This window comes from Micromonospora sp. NPDC049107 (genome assembly GCF_040648595.1).
Lineage (GTDB): Bacteria > Actinomycetota > Actinomycetes > Mycobacteriales > Micromonosporaceae > Micromonospora.
Window position 1 is genome coordinate 167588 of record NZ_JBEZEC010000014.1, and the last position, 20833, is coordinate 188420.

Here is a 20833-nt window from a genome sequence, read left to right on the forward strand (position 1 = left end):
CTCAGAACACCGGCACGATCATCTGATGCTGACCAGTCGCAGCAGCTCGGCCACGACTGGTCAGCATCAAGGGATCATGCCGAGGGGCGCTGCCCGCGCGCCGTCCATCGCGCCCGCCACGGCAGACGGCACGACGCCGACCACCACACCGGTCGCCACCGCGGCGAACGCCCAGCTCGTCCACTGTCTGCGCACTGGCTCCACTCCCCGGATCCGCTGCTGCCGGCCGTGCCTGGCGACCGTCCACCCGGCCTGGTGAGCCGGGCGCGGTGGCGGCTGAACGGGTCGTGGAATCCGGGCGCATGATCGTGGAATGTGTCCCGACCGACCCGACGGGGGTCAGGGCTGGGCGAACAGCGGACCGTAGTTCGAGCGGAACATCTGCTCACCGAGGCGGCGCATCACCAGGTCGCGCAGCGCGGGCGGGAGGCCGGTGGCCTTGTCCCGGCGGTGGGTCTGGCTGAGCACCCAGTTGGTGCGGGGGCGTCGCCGCGCCTCGTACCCCCGTAGCGCCTCGGGGAGGGAGTCGGCGGCGGCCAGCGACGAGGCGAGCACGACCGCGTCCTCCAGCGCCATCGCCGCGCCCTGGGCCATGTTCGGCGAGGTGGCGTGGGCGGCGTCGCCGATCAGCAGCACCGGCCCGCGGGTCCAGGAGTCGAGGACGACCTCCTGGTTCGGGCCGGCGTGCAGGGTGCTGTCGTCGTGGTCGAGGGCCTTGAGCATGGTCGCCGCCGGCTCGGTGAACGACGCGGCCACGTCGTCGCGCCAGCCCGGCCGGTCGGCCACCGGGCCGTCGTTGTAGTAGCAGTACGTGTGCTCGGCGCTGATCGGGATGGTCAGGAACTGCCGGCCCCGCCCCAGCTGCACCGACCAGAACGGCTCGTCGTCGATCCGGGGAGCGACCCAGCGGTACGCGTACTGGCCCAGGTCGCGGGCCGCCTGACCGGCGAAGGCGAGCCGGCGCACCGTCGAGTGCACCCCGTCCGCGCCGATCACCAGGTCGTACCGTCCGGTGCTGCCGTCGTCGAACTCGACGGCGACCCGGTCGCCCTCCGGGTCGAGCGCGACCGGGTGGCGACCCCAGCGGATCGGGGCGTCTCCGACGCCGGCCGCCAGGGCCCGGTGCAGTCGCGCCCTCGGCAGCGACACGCACGGGCCGACGCCCTGCCACAGCGCGGTCACGTCGATGTCGAAGAGGCGACGTCCCTGCTGGTTGGCGCTGCGCTGCCGGGTGATCTCCACGTCGACGTCGGCGACCGGCTCGCGCAGCCCGAGGACGTCGAGCATGCGGGTCGCGTTGCCGGTGAGGTAGATGCCGGTGCCGGAGTCGGTCGGCCCGGGTGCCCGCTCGACCACGTCGACCGTCGCGCCCCACGGACGCAACGCGGCGACCGTCGCCAGCCCGGCGATGCCCCCGCCGACGATGAGTACCCGGACATTGTCACCCCGCACGACGTGTTCCCTTCCGCTGCGCCGGCCGGCTGAGCTGCTGCTCAGCGGTTTGGCCGCGGCAGCACTCTAGAAGGTGGGTGAGCCAGCGCACGGGTCCGGGGGCTGAATTTCCGGCCAATGGGCTGCGACGATCAGGGCATGACAACCGCCGAGGCGTACGTCGAGTTCGCCCGCCGCGAGGCGTACGGGGTCTCACCCACGTACGAGCGGCTGTCGTACGCCGTCGCCGACGACCACGCCCTGCTCGCCCTGCTCGACGGGCTCCCGCCCGCCAAGCGCCAGCCGAACCTGCTGTACGGCGTGGTCCGCTGGCTGGGCGGCCCGGTCGACGACCCGACCGCGTTCCACGACTACGTGCTGGCCCACTGGCCGGCAATCGACACCGAGCTGAAGCGCAGGGCCACCCAGACGAACGAGGCGGGCCGGTGCGCGGTGCTGCTGCCGGTGCTCGCCGCGCTGCCGCAGCCCCTCGCCCTGCTGGAGGTCGGCGCGTCGGCCGGGCTGTGCCTCTACCCCGACCGGTACGCCTACCGGTACGGCGAGCACGAGGTCGGCGACGGCGGGCCCGTCCTGGAGTGCGCGGCCAGCGGGTTGGTGCCGCCTGGGCGCGTACCCCAGGTGGTGTGGCGGGCCGGCCTCGACCTGAACCCGCTCGACGTGCGCGACCCCGACGACGTGTCCTGGTTGGACGCCCTGATCTGGCCGGAGCACGCGCACCGGCGGGCCCGGCTGCGCGCGGCGGCGGCGGTCGCCGCCGCCGACCCGCCGCTGCTGGTCCGGGGCGACCTGGTGGACGACCTGCCGGCACTGGCGGCCCGCGCGCCGGCCGACGCGACGCTCGTGGTCTTCCACACGTCCGTGCTCTACCAGGTACCCGCCGCGCGCCGGGACGCGTTCGTGCGGCTGGTCGGTGAGCTGCCAGGGCACTGGATCGCGAACGAGGCCCCGGAGGTGCTGCCCCACGAGGGGCTACCCGACTCGCCGAACGCGGCGTTGCACAACGTCCTCGCGCTGGACGGCAAGCCGTTGGCCTGGACCCGGGGCCATGGTCAGGCGATGACCTGGTTCGGCTGAGGCTGAGCCTCCACCGGCATCCGGACGCGCAACGCTCGGACGAACCAGCCCACGGCCGGCGCGACCGCACCCCCACCCGACCAGCCGTTGATCACCGACAGCAGGTCGAGGTAGCGGTCCCGGCGGGGGTCGTTGGCCAGGACCAGCCGGTCCAGCATCCGTCGGCGCAGGTCGGCGTCGTCGGCGAGGCCGTGCAGGCGGGCGTACCGGCCGGTGACCGCCGCGACCACCGGATCGGCCTCGGGCCCAGCCGGATCGAGACGGGCGGCCAGGGCAGCCGCCACCCCGTCCCGGACCAGGGCGACGGCGTCCGGGCGGGGGAGGCCGGGCACCTCGTTGTCGGCGGCGTGCTGGCGGGCGAGCCGCCGCATGCTCGTCCGGAAGGTCGGGTCGCGGCACAGCTCGGCCAGCTCCAGCCACGCCTGCACCTGCTCGGCCGTGGGGTCGTCGGGCAGCTCCGGCGTCATCGAGACGAGCACACCCGGGTACATCGGCGGATCGCCGGTGAAGACGCTGTCCAGGAAGTCGTCCACCAGGTGCGCCCGTTCGTGGGCGGTGAGCTGGGCCAACCGGCGCAGGTCGTCGACCTCCGCCGGGCCGGCCCCGCGCCGTGCGGCGACGGTCAGCACCGCCTGGCGCAGTCGTAACACGCGGATCTGCGCCGCCAAGGCCTGCGCGTGGGTGGCCGCCACCTCGCGCAGGGGCGCCTCACGGTCCACCACCCGACGGATGGCGGCCAGGTCGACGCCCAGGTCACGCAACGTCCGGACGAGTTCCAACCGGGCGACCGCCTCGGCGTCGAACAGGCGATAGCCGGCGGAGCTCCGGTCGGTCGGCGGGACGATCCCGCTGTCGGCGTAGTAGCGGATGGTCTTGACGCTCAGGCCGGTGCGCCGGGCCAGGTCGCCGATCGTGTACCGCTCGTCACCGCTCATGCCACCACCCTCGCGTCTCCCCCCGGTGGAGACTCAAGCAGACTGGCCCGGTGAGCGGAGAGCGACGACCCCTGGCCGGCCGGCCGCTCACCGAGCCGCACCCGTCCCGCCTGCCGCCCGAGCACCCCGACCGGGCCCGGATCCTCGCCGCGCACGACGCCGCGCTGGCCGCCGGAGAGGCCGGTTACCCCGATCCGGCGACGGGTCTGTTCGTGCTCAGCGCCGGCTTCCTGGCACGTCGTGGCACGTGCTGCGGACGGGGTTGCCGGCACTGCCCGTACGTGGACGATCCACCCTCGGAATGAGGACTTCCGCCGGACCCGGACACCCCGTACGGTTTCCGACGGACATCCGGCGGGCCCCTTCCGCCGTCGGTCGGCGAGAGGGTGGAACGTGCGCGGGCGGATCGTGGTCGCCGGGCTGGCGGGCCTGCTGGTGAGCGGCTGTGCCGCCGAGGCCGGGCCGGTGGCGGTGCCACCACCGGCGCCGGTGGCCCTGGACGTGGCGGCGGCCTCGTCGGGCGGGGCGTGCCGGCTGCTGGACTTCGCGGTGATCGAAGAGATCGTCAAGGTGCGCTTCGACGTGGCGGCGGCCAGCGAGCGGAACGACACCCACACCTGCGTGGTCCGGGCCGAGCGCGCGGCGCTGCCGGAATTGACGCTCAGCGTGTCCGAGACCAGCATCGACAAGACCACCTTCGGCGCGGACGTGGTGCCCGACAAGGCGACGAAGGTCACCGGCCTGGGTCAGCAGGCGTACCGGCGGACGGCCGCCGCGAGCGGCGGGCACGGGCCGGTCGCCGAGGTCGGTTGGCTGGCCACCGACGGCCGACTCGCCACCCTGACCTGGACCGGCGCCCGGGGCGAGCGCACTGCTGCGGACAAGCTGGCCGCTGAGCTGATCGCCGTGGCCAAGAAGGTCGACACTCGGGCGCTGTGACCGCCCGAGTCCCGGTCAGCTGGCGGCGACGAAGACCCGGGAGGCGACCTCGCGGGGCAGCCGTACCCGGTCACCGGAGCGGTCGATCGACACCCCGTCGCGCTCCTGGGCCACGGTCACCGTGGCGCCCGGGTCGACGCCCGCGGCGTGCAGTTGGCGCAGCACGTCGGAGTCGGTCTGCACGCTCTCGCAGATCCGGCGGACCACGACCGGCCCGGACAGCCCGGGGAACGCCAGGTTGCGCTCGCCCTCGCCGGCCTCGCTGGCCGGGGCCCCGGGGGAGCCCAGCTCCTCCAGACCCGGGATCGGGTTGCCGTACGGCGAGCGGGTCGGCCGGTTGAGCAGGTCGTACACCCGCTTCTCGACGGCGTCGCTCATCACGTGCTCCCAGCGGCAGGCCTCCTCGTGGGCCTCCTCGTAGGGCATCCCGATGACGTTGACGAGCAGCAGCTCGGCGAGGCGGTGCTTGCGCATCACGGCCACGGCGGTGCCCCGGCCGAGCGCGGTGAGCGTCAGGTGCCGGTCGCCCTCGACGGTGAGCAGGCCGTCGCGCTCCATCCGGGCCACGGTCTGGCTGACGGTGGGGCCGCTCTGCTTGAGGCGCTCGGCGATCCGGGCGCGCAGCGGCGGCACTCCCTCCTCCTCCAGCTCGAGGATGGTGCGCAGGTACATCTCGGTCGTGTCGACCAGATCGTGAGACTTCATAAGGTAAGCGGCCCTCCGATGCACGATGCTACCCTGCCGCGCGCCGAGCGACCGCTGCCGAATCGCACCGTGCTGACCCGGATGGTGTTGGATGGTCGCCATGTCCGGTACCGAGGAGCTGCTCGTCGAGGTGGACCGGCTCGCCGCCGAACTCGACCACGCCGACCCGCCCACCCTGCTCGACGTCCGCTGGCGGCTCACCGGCCCGCCCGGCCACGACGACTACCTGGCCGGCCACCTGCCCGGCGCGGTCTTCGTCGACCTGGACACCGCGCTGTGCGGGCCGCCCGGCGTCGGCGGCCGGCACCCGCTGCCCGACCCGGGCGCGCTGCGAGGGGCGCTGCGGGCCGCCGGCGTCCGTTCCGGTCACCCCGTGGTGGTGTACGACGGCGGCGACGGCCTGGCCGCCGCCCGCGCCTGGTGGACGTTGCGGTGGGTCGGGCACCGGCCGGTGCGCCTGCTGCACGGGGGCTTCCCGGCCTGGGTCGCCGCCGGCCGACCGGTCTCCACCGAAGCGCCCACCCCGCGCCCCGGCGACGTCGAGGTGCGCCCCGGTGCGCTCCCGGTGCTCGACGCCGGGCAGGCCGCCGCCCTGGCCTGCGCCGACGACGCCGTGCTGCTCGACGTGCGCGCGGCGCCGCGCTTCCGGGGCGAGGTCGAACCGATCGATCCGGTCGCCGGTCACGTGCCCGGCGCGGCGAACCTGCCCGCCGGCGAGTACGTGGGCGCCGACGGGCGCTTCCCGGCCGCCGAGGTGCTGCGGGACCGGTTCGCCGCCGTCGGCGTCCAGGGGGCGCGGGAGGTCGGGGCGTACTGCGGTTCCGGTGTCACCGCCGCGCAGGCGGTCCTCGCGCTGCACCTGGCCGGCCGGCCGGACGCCGCGCTGTACGTCGGGTCGTGGAGCAACTGGGTCGCCGACGCGTCCCGGCCGGTCGCCACCGGGCCGACACCAGAGCGCTGACCAGCGCGTGCGACGGGCCGACGACGGTCCTCGTGCGACGATGGGCTCATGCCCGACGACACGGTGGTGGTGTGGGACCCCGCGCTGCTCGCCTACAACCTGGGTGACCATCCGCTCGACCCGGTCCGGGTGGAGCTGACCGTCGCGCTCGCCCAGGAGTTGGGCGTCCTGACCCGACCCGGTGTGCGCGTGGTCAAGCCGGAGCCCGCCGACGACGCCCTGCTGACCCGCGTGCACGACCCGGCCTACCTGGCCGCCGTACGGGCCGCGCCGCGCGACCCGCTGTTCGCCGGGTACGGGCTGGGCACCTCCGACAACCCGATCTTCGAGGGGATGCACGAGTCGAGCGCGTTGATCGCCGGCGCGACGGTTGCCGCCGCGGAGGCGGTCTGGCGGGGGGACGCCCGTCGGGCCGTCAACGTGGCCGGTGGCCTGCACCACGCGATGCCCGCCCGGGCGTCCGGTTTCTGCGTCTACAACGACCCGGCGGTGGCCATCGCCCGGCTGCTCGACCTGGGCGCGGAGCGGATCGCGTACGTCGACGTGGACGTGCACCACGGCGACGGTGTGCAGGACATCTTCTGGGACGACCCGCGGGTGCTCACGGTCAGCCTGCACGAGACGCCGCTGGCGCTCTTTCCCGGTACCGGCTTTCCCGACGAGACCGGCGGGCCGGGCGCGCAGGGCAGCGCGGTGAACATGCCGCTGCCTCCGGGCGTCGACGACGCCGGCTGGCAGCGGGCGTTCCACGCGATCGTGCCGTCGGTGCTGCGCGCGTTCCGCCCGCAGGTGCTCGTCACCCAGTGCGGCGCGGACGGGCACCGGCTGGACCCGCTGGCCGATCTGAACCTGACGGTGGACGGGCAGCGCGCGACCTACCTTGCGCTGCGGTCGCTCGCCGACGAGCTGTGCGAGGGCCGCTGGGTCGCCACCGGCGGCGGCGGGTACGCGCTGGTCGAGGCGGTGCCCCGGGCGTGGACGCACCTGCTGGCCGTGGCGACCGGCGACCCGATCGACCCGGCGACGCTCACCCCGCTCGCCTGGCGGGAGTTGGCGGCGGCCCGTCGACCGGGCCGGGAGATCCCGCTGCGGATGACCGACGACGCCGACCCGTCGTACGAGCCGTGGCAGCCGACGGGCGAGCCGAACGCGGTGGACCGGGCCATCGCGGCGACCCGCAAGACCGTCTTCCCGCTGCTCGGGCTCGATCCGTACGATCCGCGGGACTGAGCCGGGCCGTTTCCGGTGACGAACGTGGACCAACCCGCCGACGTGCTGCTCAGCGATGGCAGCACGGTCCAGTTGCGACAGATCGACCCGACGGACGCGCCGGGCGTGGTGGCGTTGCACAGCCGGTTCTCCGAGCGCACCCGCTACCTGCGGTACTTCTCGCCGTACCCGCGCATCCCGGAACGCGACCTGATCCGTTTCGTCACGGTCGACCACCACGACCGGGAGGCGTTCGTGGTGCTGGCCGCCGACCAGATCGTCGCGGTCGGCCGGTACGAGCGCCTGGGCCCGCAGGCGCCCGAGGCGGAGGTGGCCTTCGTGGTGGAGGACGCCTTCCAGGGCCGGGGCATCGGCTCGGTGCTGATGGAGCACCTGGCCGACGCCGCCCGGCGCAACGGCATCATGAGCTTCGTCGCCGAGGTGCTGCCGGCCAACGGGACGATGCTGCGGGTCTTCGCCGACTTCGGCTACCAGGTCCAGCGCGCGTACGCCGACGGCGTGGTGCACCTGAGCTTCCCGATCGCCCCGACCGAGGCCACCCTGGAGGTGCAGCGCGGCCGGGAGCACCGCACCGAGGCGCGTTCGATCGCCCGCCTGCTCGCGCCGCGGGGCATCGCCGTCTACGGCGCGAGCGCCACCGGGCAGGGCGTCGGCGCGGCGGTGCTCGGGCACCTGCGCGACGGCGGGTTCACCGGCGCGGTCGTGCCGGTGCATCCGAGCGCGTCGACGGTGGCCGGGCTGCCCGCGTACCCGAGCGCTGTCGACGCCCAGGTGGCGGTGGACCTGGCGGTGGTGGCGGTCCCGCCGGAGGCGGCGACCGCGGTGGTCGCCGACGCGGCCGCCGCCGGCGTGCACGGCCTCGTCGTGATCTCGGCCGGCTTCGCCGAAGCCGGCGGCGAGGGCGCGGCCACCCAGCGGTCGCTGGTCCGCGCGGCCCACGCCGCCGGCATGCGCGTGGTCGGCCCGAACTGTCTGGGCGTGGCCAACACCGATCCGACGGTACGCCTCAACGCCACGCTCGCGCCCGCGCTGCCGCCGGCCGGTCGGGTGGGGATCTTCAGCCAGTCCGGCGCGTTCGGGGTGGCGCTGCTCGCCGAGGCGGACCGGCGTGGCCTCGGCCTGTCCAGCTTCGTCTCCGCCGGCAACCGGGCCGACGTGTCCGGCAACGACCTGTTGCAGTACTGGCAGGACGACCCCGGCACCGACGTGATCATGCTGTACCTGGAGACGTTCGGTAACCCGCGCAAGTTCGCCCGGCTGGCCCGGCGGATCGGTCGCGCCAAACCGGTGGTGGCGCTCGCCTCGCCGGCCCGCCCGCCCGGGGTCGGTGACGCCGCCGGCCCGGACGAGGTGGCGGTGGCCGCGCTCTTCGCCCAGTCCGGGGTGATCCGGGTGGACACGGTGGCGGAACTGCTCGACGTGGGGGTGCTGCTGGCCAACCAGCCCCTGCCCACCGGCGACCGGGTCGGCGTGGTCGGCAACTCGTCGGCGCTGACCGGGTTGGCGGCGAGGGCGTGCGTCGCGCAGGGCCTGACCGTGGCCGACGGCTACCCCCGTGACGTCGGGCCCAGCGCCGGGGCCGCCGAGTTCGCCACCGCCCTCGCCGAGACGGCCGGCGACGACCGGGTGGACGCCCTCGTGGTGGTCTTCGCCCCACCGCTGCCCGGTCAACGCACCGACGTGGACGCCGACGTCACCGCCGCCCTTCCGGCGGCCCTCGCCCTGGGCAAACCGACCGTGGCGACCTTCCTGGTCGGCCGGCTGCCCGCCGGGGTGCCCGCGTACGGCGGCGTGGAGGAATCTGTCCGCGCCCTCGCCCGGGTGCACCGGTACGCGCGGTGGCTGGGCCGCCCGTCCGGCGTGGCACCCGAGCTGCCCCGCATCGACCGGGACGCCGCGCAGGCCGCGCTGCGCGCCGACCCCGTCGACGCGGGGGCGCTGCTGGCCGCGTACGGCATCGGGACCGTGCCGTCGACGCTCGTGGACACGGTCGACGCGGCGGCCGAAGCGGCGGCGCGGGTGGGTCTCCCGGTGGCGCTCAAGGCTGCCGATCCGGGGCTGCGGCACCGGCTCGACCTGGGAGCGGTCCGTCTCGACCTGCGCGACGAGGCCGGCGTCCGCCGCGCGTACACCGAGATGGCCGCCGGCTTCGGCGCGGACGTGCTGGTGCAGCCGATGGTCCCGCCCGGGGTGGCCTGCGTGGTGGAACTGGTGGAAGATCCGGCGTTCGGCCCGGTGGTCGGCTTCGGCCTCGGGGGAGTCGCCACCGACCTGCTCGGGGACCGGGCCTGGCGGGCGGTGCCGCTCACCGACACCGACGCCGCCGAACTGGTGGACGAGCCCCGCGCGGCGCCGCTGTTGCGGGGACACCGGGGCGCCGCGCCGGTGGACCGCGCGGCCCTGGCCGACCTGCTGCTGCGGGTCGGTCAGCTCGCCGACGAGCAGCCCCGGGTACGTTCGGTCACCCTCAACCCGGTGCTCGCCCGCCCGGACGGCATCTCGGTCCTGCACGCCCAGGTACGCGTCGGCGGCGTGGCCGCCCGGCCGGACACCGGCCCCCGCCGCCTGTGAGGGCGCGCGTCGGTCAGGCGCGGCTGGAGATCTGCTGCACGCCCCAGGTGTTGCCGTCCGGGTCGGCGAAGAAGACGAAGCCGACATTGTCCAGCGGGTCGGGCACCGGTCGGGGGTTGACGCCCACCACCTGGATCTCGCTGACCCGCACGCCCCGCTCGACCAGCTCGGCGTGGGCCCGCTTCAGGTCGGGCACGACCAGTTGCAGGCCCCTGAGCGAGCCGGGCGGCATCTCCGGGACGACGCCCTTGCCGACCACGATCGAACAGCCGGAACCGGGCGGGGTCAGCTGCACGATGCGCGCGTCGTCACCGATCACGGTGTCGTGGTCGACGGCGAAACCAAGCTGGTCGGCGTAGAAGCTCTTCGCCCGGTCCACATCCGACACGGGCACGATCACGACTTCCAGCGTCCAGTTCACGGGTGGCCTCTCGTCGGGTCTCCAGTCAACCATCGCGGCAAGGGGAAAGGCCCCGGCGAACCGCCAGGGCCTTCCACAACTTCGGGCGCGTCAGCAGGCGTACGCCTCCAGGCGCTGGGCCCGCTCCGGCGCGCGCAGCTTCAGCAGCGTCCCCTTCTCGATCTGCCGGATACGCTCGCGGGACAGGCCGAACTCCCGGCCGACCTCGTCCAGGGTGCGCTGCCGGCCGTCGTCCAGCCCGAACCGGAGCCGGATGACCGCCTGCTCCCGCTGCGACAGCGTGGCCAGCACGACACTCACCTCGTTACGCAGCTCGCCCTGCGCGGCCCCCTCGCCCGGGTCGGTACGCGGGTCCACCGCGGCCACGAAGTCACCGAGCGCGCTCTCCCCGTCGTCGCCGACGGCCTGGTCCAGGCTGACCGGCTCCCGGTCGTACGAGATGAGTTCGATGACCTGGAACTCGGGGATCTCCAGCGCCCGGGCGATCTCCGCGACGCCGGGCTCGCGGCCCAGCGTCACCGCCAGCTCGCGGCGGGCCCGGACCATCCGGTTGACCTGCTCGACCATGTGCACCGGGATACGGATGGTGCGGGCCTGGTCGGCCATGGCGCGGGTGATGGCCTGCCGGATCCACCAGGTGGCGTACGTGGAGAACTTGTAGCCCTTGGCGTAGTCGAACTTCTCCACCGCCCGGATCAGACCGAGGTTGCCCTCCTGGATGAGGTCGAGGAAGGCCATCCCGCGTCCGGTGTAGCGCTTGGCGATGCTGACCACCAGCCGCAGGTTCGCCTCCAGCAGGTGGTCCTTGGCCGCGCGGCCCTCGACGACGATCAGCTCCAGGTCGGCCCGCAGTTCGTCCGAGACCGGAGTGCAGGTGGCGAGCTTCTCCTCGGCGAACAGTCCGGCCTCGACCCGCCGGGCCAGCTCGACCTCCTGCGCGGCCGTCAGCAGCTTCGTCCGGCCGATGCCGTTGAGGTACGCCCGGACCAGGTCGGTGGAGATGCCGCGCTCGTCGGTGGCGTCCAGGTCGGTGAGGGCCTCGGTCTCGGTGCTGGTGGCCGGGCGCGTCCGGTGTTCCGTCATCTTCGTCTCCCCGTATCCCACGTCTGTGCCGTGTCTCCGGCCCAGTGGTGCCGGTGTGAGACACAGCTTGGCGGGCGGGACGTGAAACGGGAGTGAGCTGATCGCGGACCCGACAGCAATCCCGCAGGATCGCCACAAAAAACTGTCACCAGCCCGCTTGCCGCCCCCCCGGGCCCCCCGACGCTCCCGGCGCTGTCGACGCTCCCGGCGCTCCCGGCGCTGTCGACGCTCCCGGCGCTGTCGGCGCTGTCGGCGCTGTCGGCGCTGTCGGCGCTGTCGGCGCTGTCGGCGCTGTCGGCGCTGTCGGCGCTGTCGGCGCTGTCGGCGCTCCCGGCGCCCCCGACGCTCCCGGTGATCAAGAGGTTTGCGTCAAGAATCGTGCGGAATTTGACGCGAACCTCTTGATCGACGCGGGGAGGGGGGAAGGGGAGAGGGAGGAGGGGAGGGGGGAAGGGGAGGGGAGGGGTTAGAGGTCTAGGAGGATTGTTTTGGGGCCTGTGTTGGTGCTTTCCACGAGCATGTGGGTGCGGAAGCGGCCGGTTTCGACCTTCGCCCCGCGTTGGCGCAGGGCTTCCACCACCGCCATCACCAGGGGTTCGGCCATCTCGGCGGGGGCCGCTGCTGTCCAACTCGGACGGCGGCCCTTGCGGGCGTCGCCGTAGAGGGTGAACTGGCTGACCACCAGGATCGGCGCCCCGACGTCGGCGGCGGACCGCTCGTCGTCCAGGATGCGCAGCTCGTGCACCTTGCGGGCCATCGTCGCGGCGGTCTCGGCGGTGTCGGTGTGCGTCACGCCGAGCAGCACCAGCAGGCCGTCCTCGATCGCACCGACGACCTCGTCGTCCACCGTCACGCTGGCCCGCCCGACCGTCTGCACCACGGCCCGCATCAGCGCACCACCGCCGCTGTCGGCACCAGCGCCGCCGCTGTCGGCACCAGCGCCGCCGCCGTCGGCACCAGCGCCGCCGCCATCGGCACCAGCGCCGCCGCCGTCGGAGGCACCAGCGCCGCGGGTGTCGGCACCAGCGCCGCCACCGTGGGCACCGCTGCCGCCGCAGGAATCGGCGGCAGCGTCGCCGCGCCGGTCCGCGGCATCACTCGGTCACCGGCTGGATGAAGCCGCGCTCGACCAGGTGCGCGACGATCGGGCCGGCGGCCTCGGCCATCTCGGCGGGTTCGACGTCGTGGGCGGCCGCGAGCAGGGCGAGCTGGTCGCGGAGCGGTAGGCGGCCGTCCGCCCCGCCGACCAGCGCCAGCACCAACGGGTCGATCTCCTCGGTCCAGCGCAGGCCGTGCGGCATCGCGAGCACCTGCCGGTCGACCGCCCAGCCCTCGTCACCCATGGTGGCCTCCTGGCGGAGCTGGAGACCGTCGGCGGCCCGGTAGCGTTCGGCGAGCAACGCCTCCGTGTCCCGTACCCGCAGGAAGTCCTGGCGGTCGAACCACGCGCCGATCTGGTCGCCCAGCGGCGGCTGGACCCGCTGGCGCAGGTCCTCCACGCGGACCACCGGATCGGCGTGGCCGCCGCGGCGCAGGGACACGATCCCGAAGCCGATCGCCTCGATCTTGTGCTGGTCGAACCAGTCCAGCCAGACGGCCGCCCGTTGCGGGTCGGCGCCCTCACCGACGTCGGTGAGCCACAGGTCGACGTACGCCATCGGATCGGCGACCTCGCGCTGGATCACCCAGGCGTCCAGGCCGGTTCCCGCGAACCAGCCGGCCACCCGCTCGTCCCACTCCTCACCGGCGACGTGCACCCAGTTCGCGAGGTACTGCATGGTGCCGCCCTCGGTGAGCAGGCCGGGGGCGGCGGCGGCGAGCTCGGCGGCGATGGCGTCACCCACCCGACCCGAGTCGCGGTAGACGTGTGTGGTGGTGCCCGGGCCCACCACGAACGGTGGGTTGCTCACCACCAGGTCGAATCGACGGCCGGCCACCGGCGCGACCATGTCGCCGCGCAGCAGCTCCCAGTCCTGGCCGTTGAGGGCGGCGTTGGTCGCCGCGAAGCGCAGGGCCCGCTCGGAGAGGTCCGTGGCAGTCACCGTGTCGGCGTGGGTCGCGAGGTGCAGGGCCTGCACGCCGGAGCCGGTGCCCAGGTCCAACGCGGCGCCGACCGGCCGGCGTACGGTCGCCCCGATCAGGGTGTGGGTGGCCCCGCCGATACCGAGCACGTGTTCGGCGTGCAGGGGTCGACCGGGCCGGGCCGAGGCCGGCACGTCGGCGAGCACCCACCAGTCGTCGCCGTACGGTTCCAGGTCGACGCCCGCGCGCAGGCCCTCGTCGTACCGCTCGACGATCCCGCCGGCCAGCGCCTCGGCGAGCCCCAACGGTGCCAGCGCGGCGGCGACGGCAGTCTCCGGTTCGGTCTGGTCGCAGATGAACAGCCGGATCAGCGTGGCGAGCGGATCGCGGTCCTCGGTTGCGCGCAGCGCGGCCCGGTAGTCGTTGCGCGCGACCGAGGCGGTGGCCTGCGGGCCGAGCCGTTCGGCGATGCCGTTGCTGGTGAACCCGGCCCGGGTCAGCGCGGTCCGCAGGGCGTCGACGCCGGCGGGGGAGAGCAGCATGTCGTGTTCGTCCACGTCGCCATCCTGCCCCGCGTCGCGTCCCGGGTCGGCGGCACCCGCCGACGGACGTCGGAGCGTCGGTGTCCGACCGGGTCGGTGGGCGGGGCACGATGGTGGCCATGACGCTCGTGCTTCCCATCGGCCCCGAGGCCAACCGACTGCTGGAGCGCAGCCCGCTGGCCCTGCTCATCGGCATGACCCTGGACCAGCAGGTGCCGATGGAGAAGGCCTTCTCCTCGCCGTACGTGCTGGCGCAGCGGCTCGGTCACGACCTGGACGCGGCGGAGCTGGCCGGCTACGACACGGACGCGCTGATCGCGCTCTTCGCCACTCCGCCCGCCCTGCACCGGTTCCCCAAGGCGATGGCGACGCGGGTGCAGGAGGTCTGCCGGGTGCTCGTGGAGCGCTACGACGGCGACGCGGCGCTGCTGTGGTCGGGCGTCGCCGACGGGCCGGAGCTGCTGCGGCGCGTCGCCGACCTGCCCGGCTTCGGCAGGCAGAAGGCGCAGATCTTCGTGGCGCTGCTGGGCAAGCGGTTCGGGGTGACCCCGCAGGACTGGCGGACGGCGGCCGGCGGGTACGGCGACCCCGGCGCGTACCGGTCGGTGGCGGACGTCACCGACGCCGACTCGCTGCGCCGGGTGCGGGAGTACAAGCAGCAGATGAAGGCGGCGGCGAAGGCCGATCAGGGCTGACGTTCAGGCGGCGGTGGGGTGCGCCAGGGAGGCCAGCGCGCGCCGGACGTCGGCCAGCGAGACGGTGGCCGAGTCGTCGAGGTCGGCGAGGCCGGCCTCGATCCACTGCCGCATCAGCGTGGTGACCCCGATGCCCCGGGCGTCGGCGGCGGCGCGGACCCGCTCGTAGGTCTCCAGCGGCAGCCGGACCGACCGGCTGACCATCGGCACGTCGGTGTCGGGTGTGGGCAGGTCCACCGCGGGGCTCTCGTCGATCAGCTCGGCGAGCCGGTCGTCGCCGCTGTGGAACTGCTTCGTCGCGTCGTTGCGGTGCATCGTCACGGCCCCCCTCATCGGCGATCTCTCCGCACGGCCTCGTCGTAGCGCTTGGACTCGGCGTCGCTCAGCTCGCGGGCGGAGAGGATGTCCCAGTCGTTGTCGGTGCCATCGGCGTCGGCGAGCAGCACCGCCAGGCGACGGCCCCGGCGGGCGGCGGCGTAGACCACCATCACGTCGTCGCCCAGGTGGCGGATGACCCGTCGCGCGCTGTGCAGCGCCTCCCAGACTTCCCCGGGCGTGACGTCGTAGACCCTCAGGTTGGCCAACGCCTCGTCGGTGAAGCTGAACCTGCTGCCCACGTCGCGCAGCGTACCACGCGCGTAACACGTACCGGGATGACTCGATATTCGCTGATCACGGCTTCGTGGTGACAGGATGGGGCGTAATCCCCTCGAGGAGGTCCCTGGTGAAGCGTCAGGCGTACGAGCCGATTCTGATCACCGATGCCTCGCGCAGCCAGCACGATCAGCTCACGAGCCGTCAGCGCCGCTATGTCCTCATGATGGGCATCCGGGTGGCCTGCATCGTCGCCGGAGCGATCCTGGTCGGCGCGAACGCTCCCCTGCTCTGGCTCTGGCTGCCGCTGTGCGCCCTCGGCATGGTGCTCATCCCGTGGCTAGCCGTGCTCCTGGCGAACGACCGACCGCCCAAGGAGGAGCACCGGCTGTCCAACCGGTTCCACCCGCGGCGGCGGGTCGAGACCCCACCCATGAGCCTCACCGCCGAGGAGCGCCCTCACAAGATCATCGACGTCGAGCCCTGACCCGCCCCGCGGGCCAGGGCTCCGACGTCTCAGGCCGGTGGTCGGGCGCCGACGCTGGAGACGGCCAGCGCCCCCAGTTCGGTCGCGCGGTCCAGGGCCGCGGTCGCGGTGGCCCCGCCGAGCCAGGCGGTCAGCAGCCCGGCCGCGAAGGCGTCGCCGGCCCCGGTGACGTCCACCACCGCCACCCGCCGGGCCGCTGCCACGCTGACCGCTGCCGGGCGGCCCTCGACCCACACCGCCCCCGCCGCGCCACGTTTGACCACCACCCGCCGGGCCGTCGCCGACAACGCCCGCCCCTGCGCCGCCGGGTCCAGACCGCCGGCCAGCACCGTGGCCTCGTCCGCGTTGACCAGGAGCAGGTCGACATCGCGTACCCAACCCAGGAAGGCCCGCGCGCCGACGCGCCGCAGCGGCCCCGCGGAGGCCGCGTCGACGCTGGTGGTGAGCCCGCGCTCGCGGGCGGCGGCCAACGCCCGCAGCCCCGCTGCGCGCGACGCGGCGTCCAACAGGGTGTACGCGGACAGGTGCAGATGCCCCGCGTCGGGCGCCGCCGCGAGGGCCTTGTCGACGTGCTCGGCGCTCAACCGCAGGTTCGCGCCCCGCGACGTGATCATGGTCCGCTCGCCGTCGCCGGTCAGCACGACCACCGTGCCGGTGGGTACGCCCGGCACCCGATCGAGGACGCAGTCCACGCCCGCGCGGGCCAACTCGGCCGCCCGGTCGCGCCCCGCGTCGTCGTCGCCGACCGCGCCGACCAGCGTGACGGCCAACCCCTGGGCGGCCACCCAGGCGGCGGTGTTGGCCGCCTGGCCGCCGCCGCCGAGGCTGATCCCGGCCTCGGTGTCCGTGCCCGCCGCGAGCGGCCCGGTGAGCACCGCGACCACGTCGGTGATCACGTCTCCGACGACGACCACCCGGGTCCCAGGGGTCATGCCGGGACGGCGGAGGCGCGGGCGACCGTGGCGACCGCGATGCGCGCGGCCAGGTCGGCGTTGCGCAGGATGATCCGGATGTTGACCGCGAGGCTCGCGCCCTCGGTGGCCGAGTGGAAGTGCGCCAGCAGGTACGGCGTGACGGCCTTGCCGGTCACCCCGTCCCGCTCCAGCAGGGCCAGGCCGTCGGCGAGAGTCCGGTCGTGCAGCTCGGGGTCGAGCTGCTCGTCGACCGGCAGCGGGTTGGCGACGAGCAGCGCGCCGGTGTGCACGGCGTGCTCGTCCCTGGCGGCCAGTACGGCGGCGACCTGCTCCGGCGAGTCCACCGACCAGTCCAGGTCGAAGCCGGCGTCGGTGAGGTAGAAGCCGGGGAACCGTCGGGTGCGGTAGCCGAGCACGGCGACCCCGAGGGTCTCCAGGCGCTCCAACGTCGCGCCCACGTCGAGGATCGACTTGACTCCGGCGCAGACCACCGTGATCGGCGTCTGGGCCAGGGTGACGAGGTCCGCCGACTCGTCGAAGGTGTGCTCCGCCTCCCGGTGCACCCCGCCCAACCCACCGGTCGCGAACACCCCGATCCCGGCCGCCGCGGCCACCGCGCTGGTCGCGGCCACGGTGGTGGCGCCGTCCGCGCCGGCGGCCGCCGCCACGGCCAGGTCCCGCACCGAGAGCTTCGTCACACCATCGACGGTGGCCAGTCGGGTCAGCTGCGCGTCGTCCAGGCCGACCACCAGATCGCCACGGATCATGCCGATCGTCGCCGGCACCGCCCCGGCGTCCCGGACCGCCTGCTCGATCTCCCGCGCCACCCGCAGGTTCTGCGGGCGGGGCAGGCCGTGCGAGACGATGGTGCTCTCCAGGGCGACGACGGGTCGGCCGTCGCGCAGGGCTGCGGCGACCTCGGTGCCGTAGCTGATGCGAAAGTCAGTCACCCGGGCACCGTACGGGGTCGGACGTCGGCCGGCCTCAAGTGGACCCGGCCGTGATGACCTGCCAAACTTGTCGGTTGGAGGTGCAGACGTGAGCACAGAGGTTCTCGAGCGTCCGGAGCTGAAGGACGCCGACACCGGTCCGGAAATGTTCCACTACGTCCGCAAGGAGAAGATCGCCGAGAGTGCCGTCATGGGCACCTTCGTCGTCGCGCTCTGCGGAGAGACCTTCCCGGTCACCAAGGCGGCCAAGCCGGGCTCCCCGGTCTGCCCCAAGTGCAAGGAGATCTACGACTCGTACCGCGAGTGAACCCCGGCCGGTCCTTCGGCCGGCGACGTAGCCTGCGGCGGTGACCACCTCCACCGCCCTGCTCCTCGCCGACCTGACCGGGGTCGCGGTGTTCGCCGCCTCCGGGGCCTCGGCCGCGGTGGCCAAACGGCTCGACCTCTTCGGCGTCGCGTTCGTCGGCTTCGTGGCCGCGCTCGGCGGCGGCATCTTCCGCGACCTCGTCATCGACGAGGTGCCACCGCTGGCCTTCGCCGACTGGCGGTACGCCGCGACCGCCGCGATCACCGCGGTCGCCGTGTTCTGGCTGCACCCGCAACTTGCCCGGCTGCGCACCACCGTGCTGGTGCTCGACGCGGCGGGCCTCGCGTTGTTCACCGTGACCGGCACACTCAAGGCGCTCGACGCCCGGGTGCCGGCCGTCGGCGCCTGCCTGATCGGCATGCTGACCGCCATCGGCGGCGGGCTCGGCCGCGACCTGCTCACCGCGGAGATCCCCGTGGTGCTGCGCCGGGAGATCTACGCGGTGGCCGCGCTGGTCGGATCGGTCGCGGTCGCTCTGCTCCACCTGACCGGCCAGACCGGCCCGGTGCCGCTCACCGCCGCCGCCGTCGGCGTGTTCGGGTTGCGCCTGGTCGCGCTGCGCCGACGCTGGTCCGCGCCGGTGGCGACCCTGCGTCCACCGCACACCGGCGACCCCTGGTGAGGCCCGTCGCACCGCCGTTGCCAATGTGACCAGCGTGGCGTCGCCTGGGCCTGCGGGCGCGCGCTGGTTATGCTGAGTCGGCCTTCGCGGCAGCTACTGCGCGGAGGCGTTTTCATGGGCGGCGGTACTCGTGGCCCTCGCCCGGTGTCCGCCCTGGTGCGGTCGGAGAGGAGCTTCGCGTGGCAGCCCGGACGCCGGTGCTCGAGACGTTCCCGGCACTGCGAGCCTGGCAGCGCAAGGCCCTGGTGGAGTACCTGCGCCGGCGTACCGACGACTTCACCGCGGTCGCCACCCCGGGCGCCGGCAAGACCACCTTCGCCCTGCGCATCGCCGCCGAACTGCTCGCCGACGGCACCGTCGAGGCGGTCACCGTGGTGGCCCCGACCGAGCACCTGAAGACCCAGTGGGCCGAGGCCGCGGCCCGGGTGGGCATCCAGCTCGACGCCGCGTTCCGTAACGCCGACGTGCACTCCGCCGCCGACTTCCACGGCGCGGTGATCACCTACGCCCAGGTCGGCATGGCCCCGCAGGTGCACCGGCGACGCACGATGACCCGTCGCACCCTGGTCATCCTCGACGAGATCCACCACGCCGGTGACTCCCGCACCTGGGGCGACGGTGTCAAGGCCGCCTTCGAGCCGGCCGTACGCCGGCTCATGCTCACCGGCACGCCGTTCCGCTCCGACGACAACCCCATCCCGTTCGTCGAGTACGAGCGGGGCGGTGACGGGCTGCTGCGCTCCCGCGCCGACTCGGTGTACGGCTACGCCGACGCGCTGCGCGACGGGGTCGTCCGGCCGGTGCTCTTCCTCGCGTACTCGGGGGAGACCCGCTGGCGTACCAACGCCGGGGACGAGCTGGCGGCCCGCCTCGGCGAGCCGATGACCCAGGATCTGGTGGCGCAGGCGTGGCGTACCGCCCTGGACCCGGCGGGGGACTGGATGCCGCAGGTGCTGCGTGCCGCCGACGCCCGGCTCACCGTGCTGCGTAACGCGGGGATGCCCGACGCCGGTGGCCTGATCATCGCCACCGACCAGCAGACCGCACGCTCGTACGCCAAGCTGATCGAGCAGGTGACCGGTGAGAAGGCCGCCGTGGTCCTCTCCGACGACCAGGGCGCGTCCGCGCGGATCGCGACGTTCGCGGCGTCCGACCAGCGGTGGCTGGTCGCGGTGCGGATGGTGTCCGAGGGCGTCGACATCCCCCGGCTCGCCGTCGGCGTCTACGCCACCAGCGCCAGCACCCCGCTGTACTTCGCCCAGGCGATCGGCCGGTTCGTGCGGGCCCGCCGCCCCGGTGAGACCGCCTCGGTGTTCCTGCCCAGCGTGCCGCACCTGCTCGGGCTGGCCAGCGAGATGGAGAACGAGCGGGACCACGTCCTGGGCAAGCCCAAGGAGTCCGACGGCCTCGACGACGACCTGCTGGAACGCGCGCAGCGCGACGACCAGGCCAGCGGGGAGCTGGAGAAGCGGTTCGCCGCGCTCTCGGCCACCGCCGAACTGGACCAGGTGATCTTCGACGGCGCGTCGTTCGGGACCGCCGCGCAGGCCGGCACGCCCGAGGAGGAGGAGTACCTGGGCCTGCCCGGTCTGCTCACCGCCGACCAGGTCTCCCTGTTGCTGACCAAGCGGCAGGCGGACCAACTGGCCGCCCAGCGTCGCCGTACCGCCGAGCGGGCCGCTCAGCCGGCCGCTGCGCCCTCGGCGGCGCCTCCGGTACCCCTGAGTGCCGCCCAGCGTCGTGTGGCGCTCCGGCGCCAACTCAACGCTCTGGTGGCCGCCCGGCACCACCGCACCGGCCAGCCGCACGGCAAGATCCACGCCGAGCTGCGCCGGCTCTGCGGTGGGCCGCCGAGCGCCCAGGCCACCATCGAACAGCTCGAGGAACGCATCGCCACCGTGCAGACCCTCTGACCCCACGCACCCCACGACCCCGGCACGGACGCACGGCGGGCATCCGGCGCCTCCGCAACCCGGGCACCCCCGGGTTGCGGAGGCACCCCGCGCATTCGAGGCACCCCGCGTATTCGACGCACCCCGCCCCCAGGCCCCCGCGCCCTCAGGTGTCGCGTGCCCTCAGGTGTCGCGTGCCCTCAGGTGTCGCGTGCCCTCAGGTGTCGCGTGCCCCCAGGTGTCGCGTGCCCACCAAGATCGTGCTCGATCACTGATGTAGTGGTGTCACGGTCTGTGAGGCCACTACATCCTGGTTCGAGCACGATCTTGGTCGGCGCGGCGCGGCGCGGCGCGGCGCGGGGCGGGGCGCGCGGCGC

General features: G+C 74.0%; 24 protein-coding genes. 11 read left to right on the plus strand and 13 right to left on the minus strand.

Features of this window, described 5'->3' with window-relative positions; all coding sequences use genetic code 11:
* Positions 1-66: 66 nt before the first annotated feature.
* Together AB0B55_RS29465 and AB0B55_RS29470 are read right to left on the minus strand one after the other, a co-directional pair.
* Positions 67-195: a hypothetical protein gene (locus tag AB0B55_RS29465; RefSeq protein ID WP_357122658.1), complete on the minus strand. Its 129-nt coding sequence runs from the start codon at positions 193-195 to the stop codon at positions 67-69.
* Between the two features lie 144 nt (positions 196-339).
* Entirely contained in the window at positions 340-1452 is a 1113-nt protein-coding gene (locus AB0B55_RS29470) for an FAD-dependent monooxygenase (protein WP_357122661.1), read from the minus strand.
* Between the two features lie 138 nt (positions 1453-1590).
* Here AB0B55_RS29470 and AB0B55_RS29475 point away from each other — a divergent pair, with 138 nt between their 5' ends.
* The gene (locus AB0B55_RS29475; protein ID WP_357122664.1) at positions 1591-2526 is read left to right on the plus strand and encodes a DUF2332 domain-containing protein; all 936 of its coding nucleotides are present in this window, start codon (positions 1591-1593) and stop codon (positions 2524-2526) included.
* On the opposite strand, the gene AB0B55_RS29480 is transcribed toward AB0B55_RS29475, so the two are convergent.
* Positions 2502-3461, minus strand: coding sequence for a MerR family transcriptional regulator (locus AB0B55_RS29480; protein WP_357122667.1), 960 nt, complete (start codon positions 3459-3461; stop codon positions 2502-2504). The genes AB0B55_RS29475 and AB0B55_RS29480 overlap by 25 nt on opposite strands.
* 50 nt (positions 3462-3511) lie before the next feature.
* Between AB0B55_RS29480 and AB0B55_RS29485 the strand changes: the two genes are divergently transcribed.
* Both AB0B55_RS29485 and AB0B55_RS29490 read left to right on the plus strand, forming a co-directional pair.
* Entirely contained in the window at positions 3512-3766 is a 255-nt protein-coding gene (locus tag AB0B55_RS29485; RefSeq protein WP_357122670.1) for a DUF5522 domain-containing protein, read from the plus strand.
* Positions 3767-3854: 88 nt separating this feature from the next.
* Entirely contained in the window at positions 3855-4400 is a 546-nt protein-coding gene (locus AB0B55_RS29490) for a hypothetical protein (RefSeq protein WP_357122672.1), read from the plus strand.
* A 15-nt stretch (positions 4401-4415) separates the two neighbouring features.
* Here the strand turns inward: AB0B55_RS29490 and AB0B55_RS29495 are convergent, their stop codons facing one another.
* Entirely contained in the window at positions 4416-5105 is a 690-nt protein-coding gene (locus tag AB0B55_RS29495; RefSeq protein WP_355053263.1) for a metal-dependent transcriptional regulator, read from the minus strand.
* 100 nt (positions 5106-5205) lie between these two features.
* On the opposite strand from AB0B55_RS29495, the gene AB0B55_RS29500 reads away from it, so the two are divergent.
* Genes AB0B55_RS29500 through AB0B55_RS29510 form a run of 3 tightly spaced genes read left to right on the plus strand, consistent with a single transcriptional unit; the run spans position 5206 to position 9867 of the window.
* Entirely contained in the window at positions 5206-6066 is an 861-nt protein-coding gene (locus tag AB0B55_RS29500) for a sulfurtransferase (protein ID WP_357122675.1), read from the plus strand.
* 48 nt (positions 6067-6114) lie between these two features.
* A complete protein-coding gene (locus AB0B55_RS29505; RefSeq protein WP_357175243.1) occupies positions 6115-7296 on the plus strand; it encodes an acetoin utilization protein AcuC in 1182 nt (393 codons plus the stop codon).
* A 15-nt stretch (positions 7297-7311) separates the two neighbouring features.
* A complete protein-coding gene (locus tag AB0B55_RS29510) occupies positions 7312-9867 on the plus strand; it encodes a GNAT family N-acetyltransferase (protein ID WP_357175246.1) in 2556 nt (851 codons plus the stop codon).
* 13 nt (positions 9868-9880) lie between these two features.
* Here the strand turns inward: AB0B55_RS29510 and AB0B55_RS29515 are convergent, their stop codons facing one another.
* The 5 genes from AB0B55_RS29515 to AB0B55_RS29535 form a co-directional block, all read right to left on the minus strand.
* The gene (locus AB0B55_RS29515) at positions 9881-10288 is read right to left on the minus strand and encodes a VOC family protein (protein ID WP_357123354.1); all 408 of its coding nucleotides are present in this window, start codon (positions 10286-10288) and stop codon (positions 9881-9883) included.
* Positions 10289-10378: 90 nt separating this feature from the next.
* On the minus strand, positions 10379-11371 hold the full coding sequence (gene sigB / locus AB0B55_RS29520) for an RNA polymerase sigma factor SigB (protein WP_357122684.1): 993 nt from the start codon (positions 11369-11371) through the stop codon (positions 10379-10381).
* A gap of 466 nt (positions 11372-11837) precedes the next feature.
* Entirely contained in the window at positions 11838-12260 is a 423-nt protein-coding gene (gene dtd, locus AB0B55_RS29525; RefSeq protein WP_357122687.1) for a D-aminoacyl-tRNA deacylase, read from the minus strand.
* Positions 12260-12469: a hypothetical protein gene (locus tag AB0B55_RS29530; protein WP_357122690.1), complete on the minus strand. Its 210-nt coding sequence runs from the start codon at positions 12467-12469 to the stop codon at positions 12260-12262. Before AB0B55_RS29530 ends, dtd begins: the two co-directional genes overlap by 1 nt.
* On the minus strand, positions 12466-13950 hold the full coding sequence (locus AB0B55_RS29535) for a methyltransferase (RefSeq protein WP_357122693.1): 1485 nt from the start codon (positions 13948-13950) through the stop codon (positions 12466-12468). The genes AB0B55_RS29530 and AB0B55_RS29535 overlap by 4 nt, the downstream gene beginning before the upstream one ends.
* 95 nt (positions 13951-14045) lie before the next feature.
* Here AB0B55_RS29535 and AB0B55_RS29540 point away from each other — a divergent pair, with 95 nt between their 5' ends.
* Positions 14046-14630 carry an HhH-GPD-type base excision DNA repair protein gene (locus AB0B55_RS29540; protein WP_357123357.1) on the plus strand — a complete coding sequence of 195 codons (585 nt, stop codon included), beginning with the start codon at positions 14046-14048 and terminating at the stop codon, positions 14628-14630.
* Positions 14631-14633: 3 nt separating this feature from the next.
* On the opposite strand, the gene AB0B55_RS29545 is transcribed toward AB0B55_RS29540, so the two are convergent.
* Both AB0B55_RS29545 and AB0B55_RS29550 read right to left on the minus strand, forming a co-directional pair.
* Positions 14634-14963, minus strand: a complete 330-nt coding sequence (locus tag AB0B55_RS29545) for a hypothetical protein (protein WP_355053271.1) — start codon at positions 14961-14963, stop codon at positions 14634-14636.
* Positions 14960-15247, minus strand: a complete 288-nt coding sequence (locus AB0B55_RS29550) for a hypothetical protein (protein WP_357175249.1) — start codon at positions 15245-15247, stop codon at positions 14960-14962. Before AB0B55_RS29550 ends, AB0B55_RS29545 begins: the two co-directional genes overlap by 4 nt.
* 104 nt (positions 15248-15351) lie before the next feature.
* On the opposite strand from AB0B55_RS29550, the gene AB0B55_RS29555 reads away from it, so the two are divergent.
* Positions 15352-15711 (plus strand): DUF3099 domain-containing protein, encoded by a 360-nt coding sequence (locus tag AB0B55_RS29555; RefSeq protein ID WP_357123360.1) that lies wholly within the window; start codon positions 15352-15354, stop codon positions 15709-15711.
* 29 nt (positions 15712-15740) lie between these two features.
* Here the strand turns inward: AB0B55_RS29555 and AB0B55_RS29560 are convergent, their stop codons facing one another.
* Entirely contained in the window at positions 15741-16643 is a 903-nt protein-coding gene (locus AB0B55_RS29560; protein WP_357122697.1) for a PfkB family carbohydrate kinase, read from the minus strand.
* Positions 16640-17575: a pseudouridine-5'-phosphate glycosidase gene (locus AB0B55_RS29565; RefSeq protein WP_357122700.1), complete on the minus strand. Its 936-nt coding sequence runs from the start codon at positions 17573-17575 to the stop codon at positions 16640-16642. The genes AB0B55_RS29560 and AB0B55_RS29565 overlap by 4 nt, the downstream gene beginning before the upstream one ends.
* Before the next feature lie 88 nt (positions 17576-17663).
* Here AB0B55_RS29565 and AB0B55_RS29570 point away from each other — a divergent pair, with 88 nt between their 5' ends.
* From AB0B55_RS29570 to AB0B55_RS29580, 3 genes are all read left to right on the plus strand, one after another.
* The gene (locus AB0B55_RS29570) at positions 17664-17882 is read left to right on the plus strand and encodes a DUF3039 domain-containing protein (RefSeq protein ID WP_007456912.1); all 219 of its coding nucleotides are present in this window, start codon (positions 17664-17666) and stop codon (positions 17880-17882) included.
* Positions 17883-17922: 40 nt separating this feature from the next.
* Positions 17923-18564, plus strand: a complete 642-nt coding sequence (locus AB0B55_RS29575; protein ID WP_357122704.1) for a trimeric intracellular cation channel family protein — start codon at positions 17923-17925, stop codon at positions 18562-18564.
* A gap of 179 nt (positions 18565-18743) precedes the next feature.
* Positions 18744-20477 (plus strand): DEAD/DEAH box helicase, encoded by a 1734-nt coding sequence (locus tag AB0B55_RS29580; RefSeq protein WP_357175252.1) that lies wholly within the window; start codon positions 18744-18746, stop codon positions 20475-20477.
* The last annotated feature ends 356 nt before the right edge of the window (positions 20478-20833 follow it).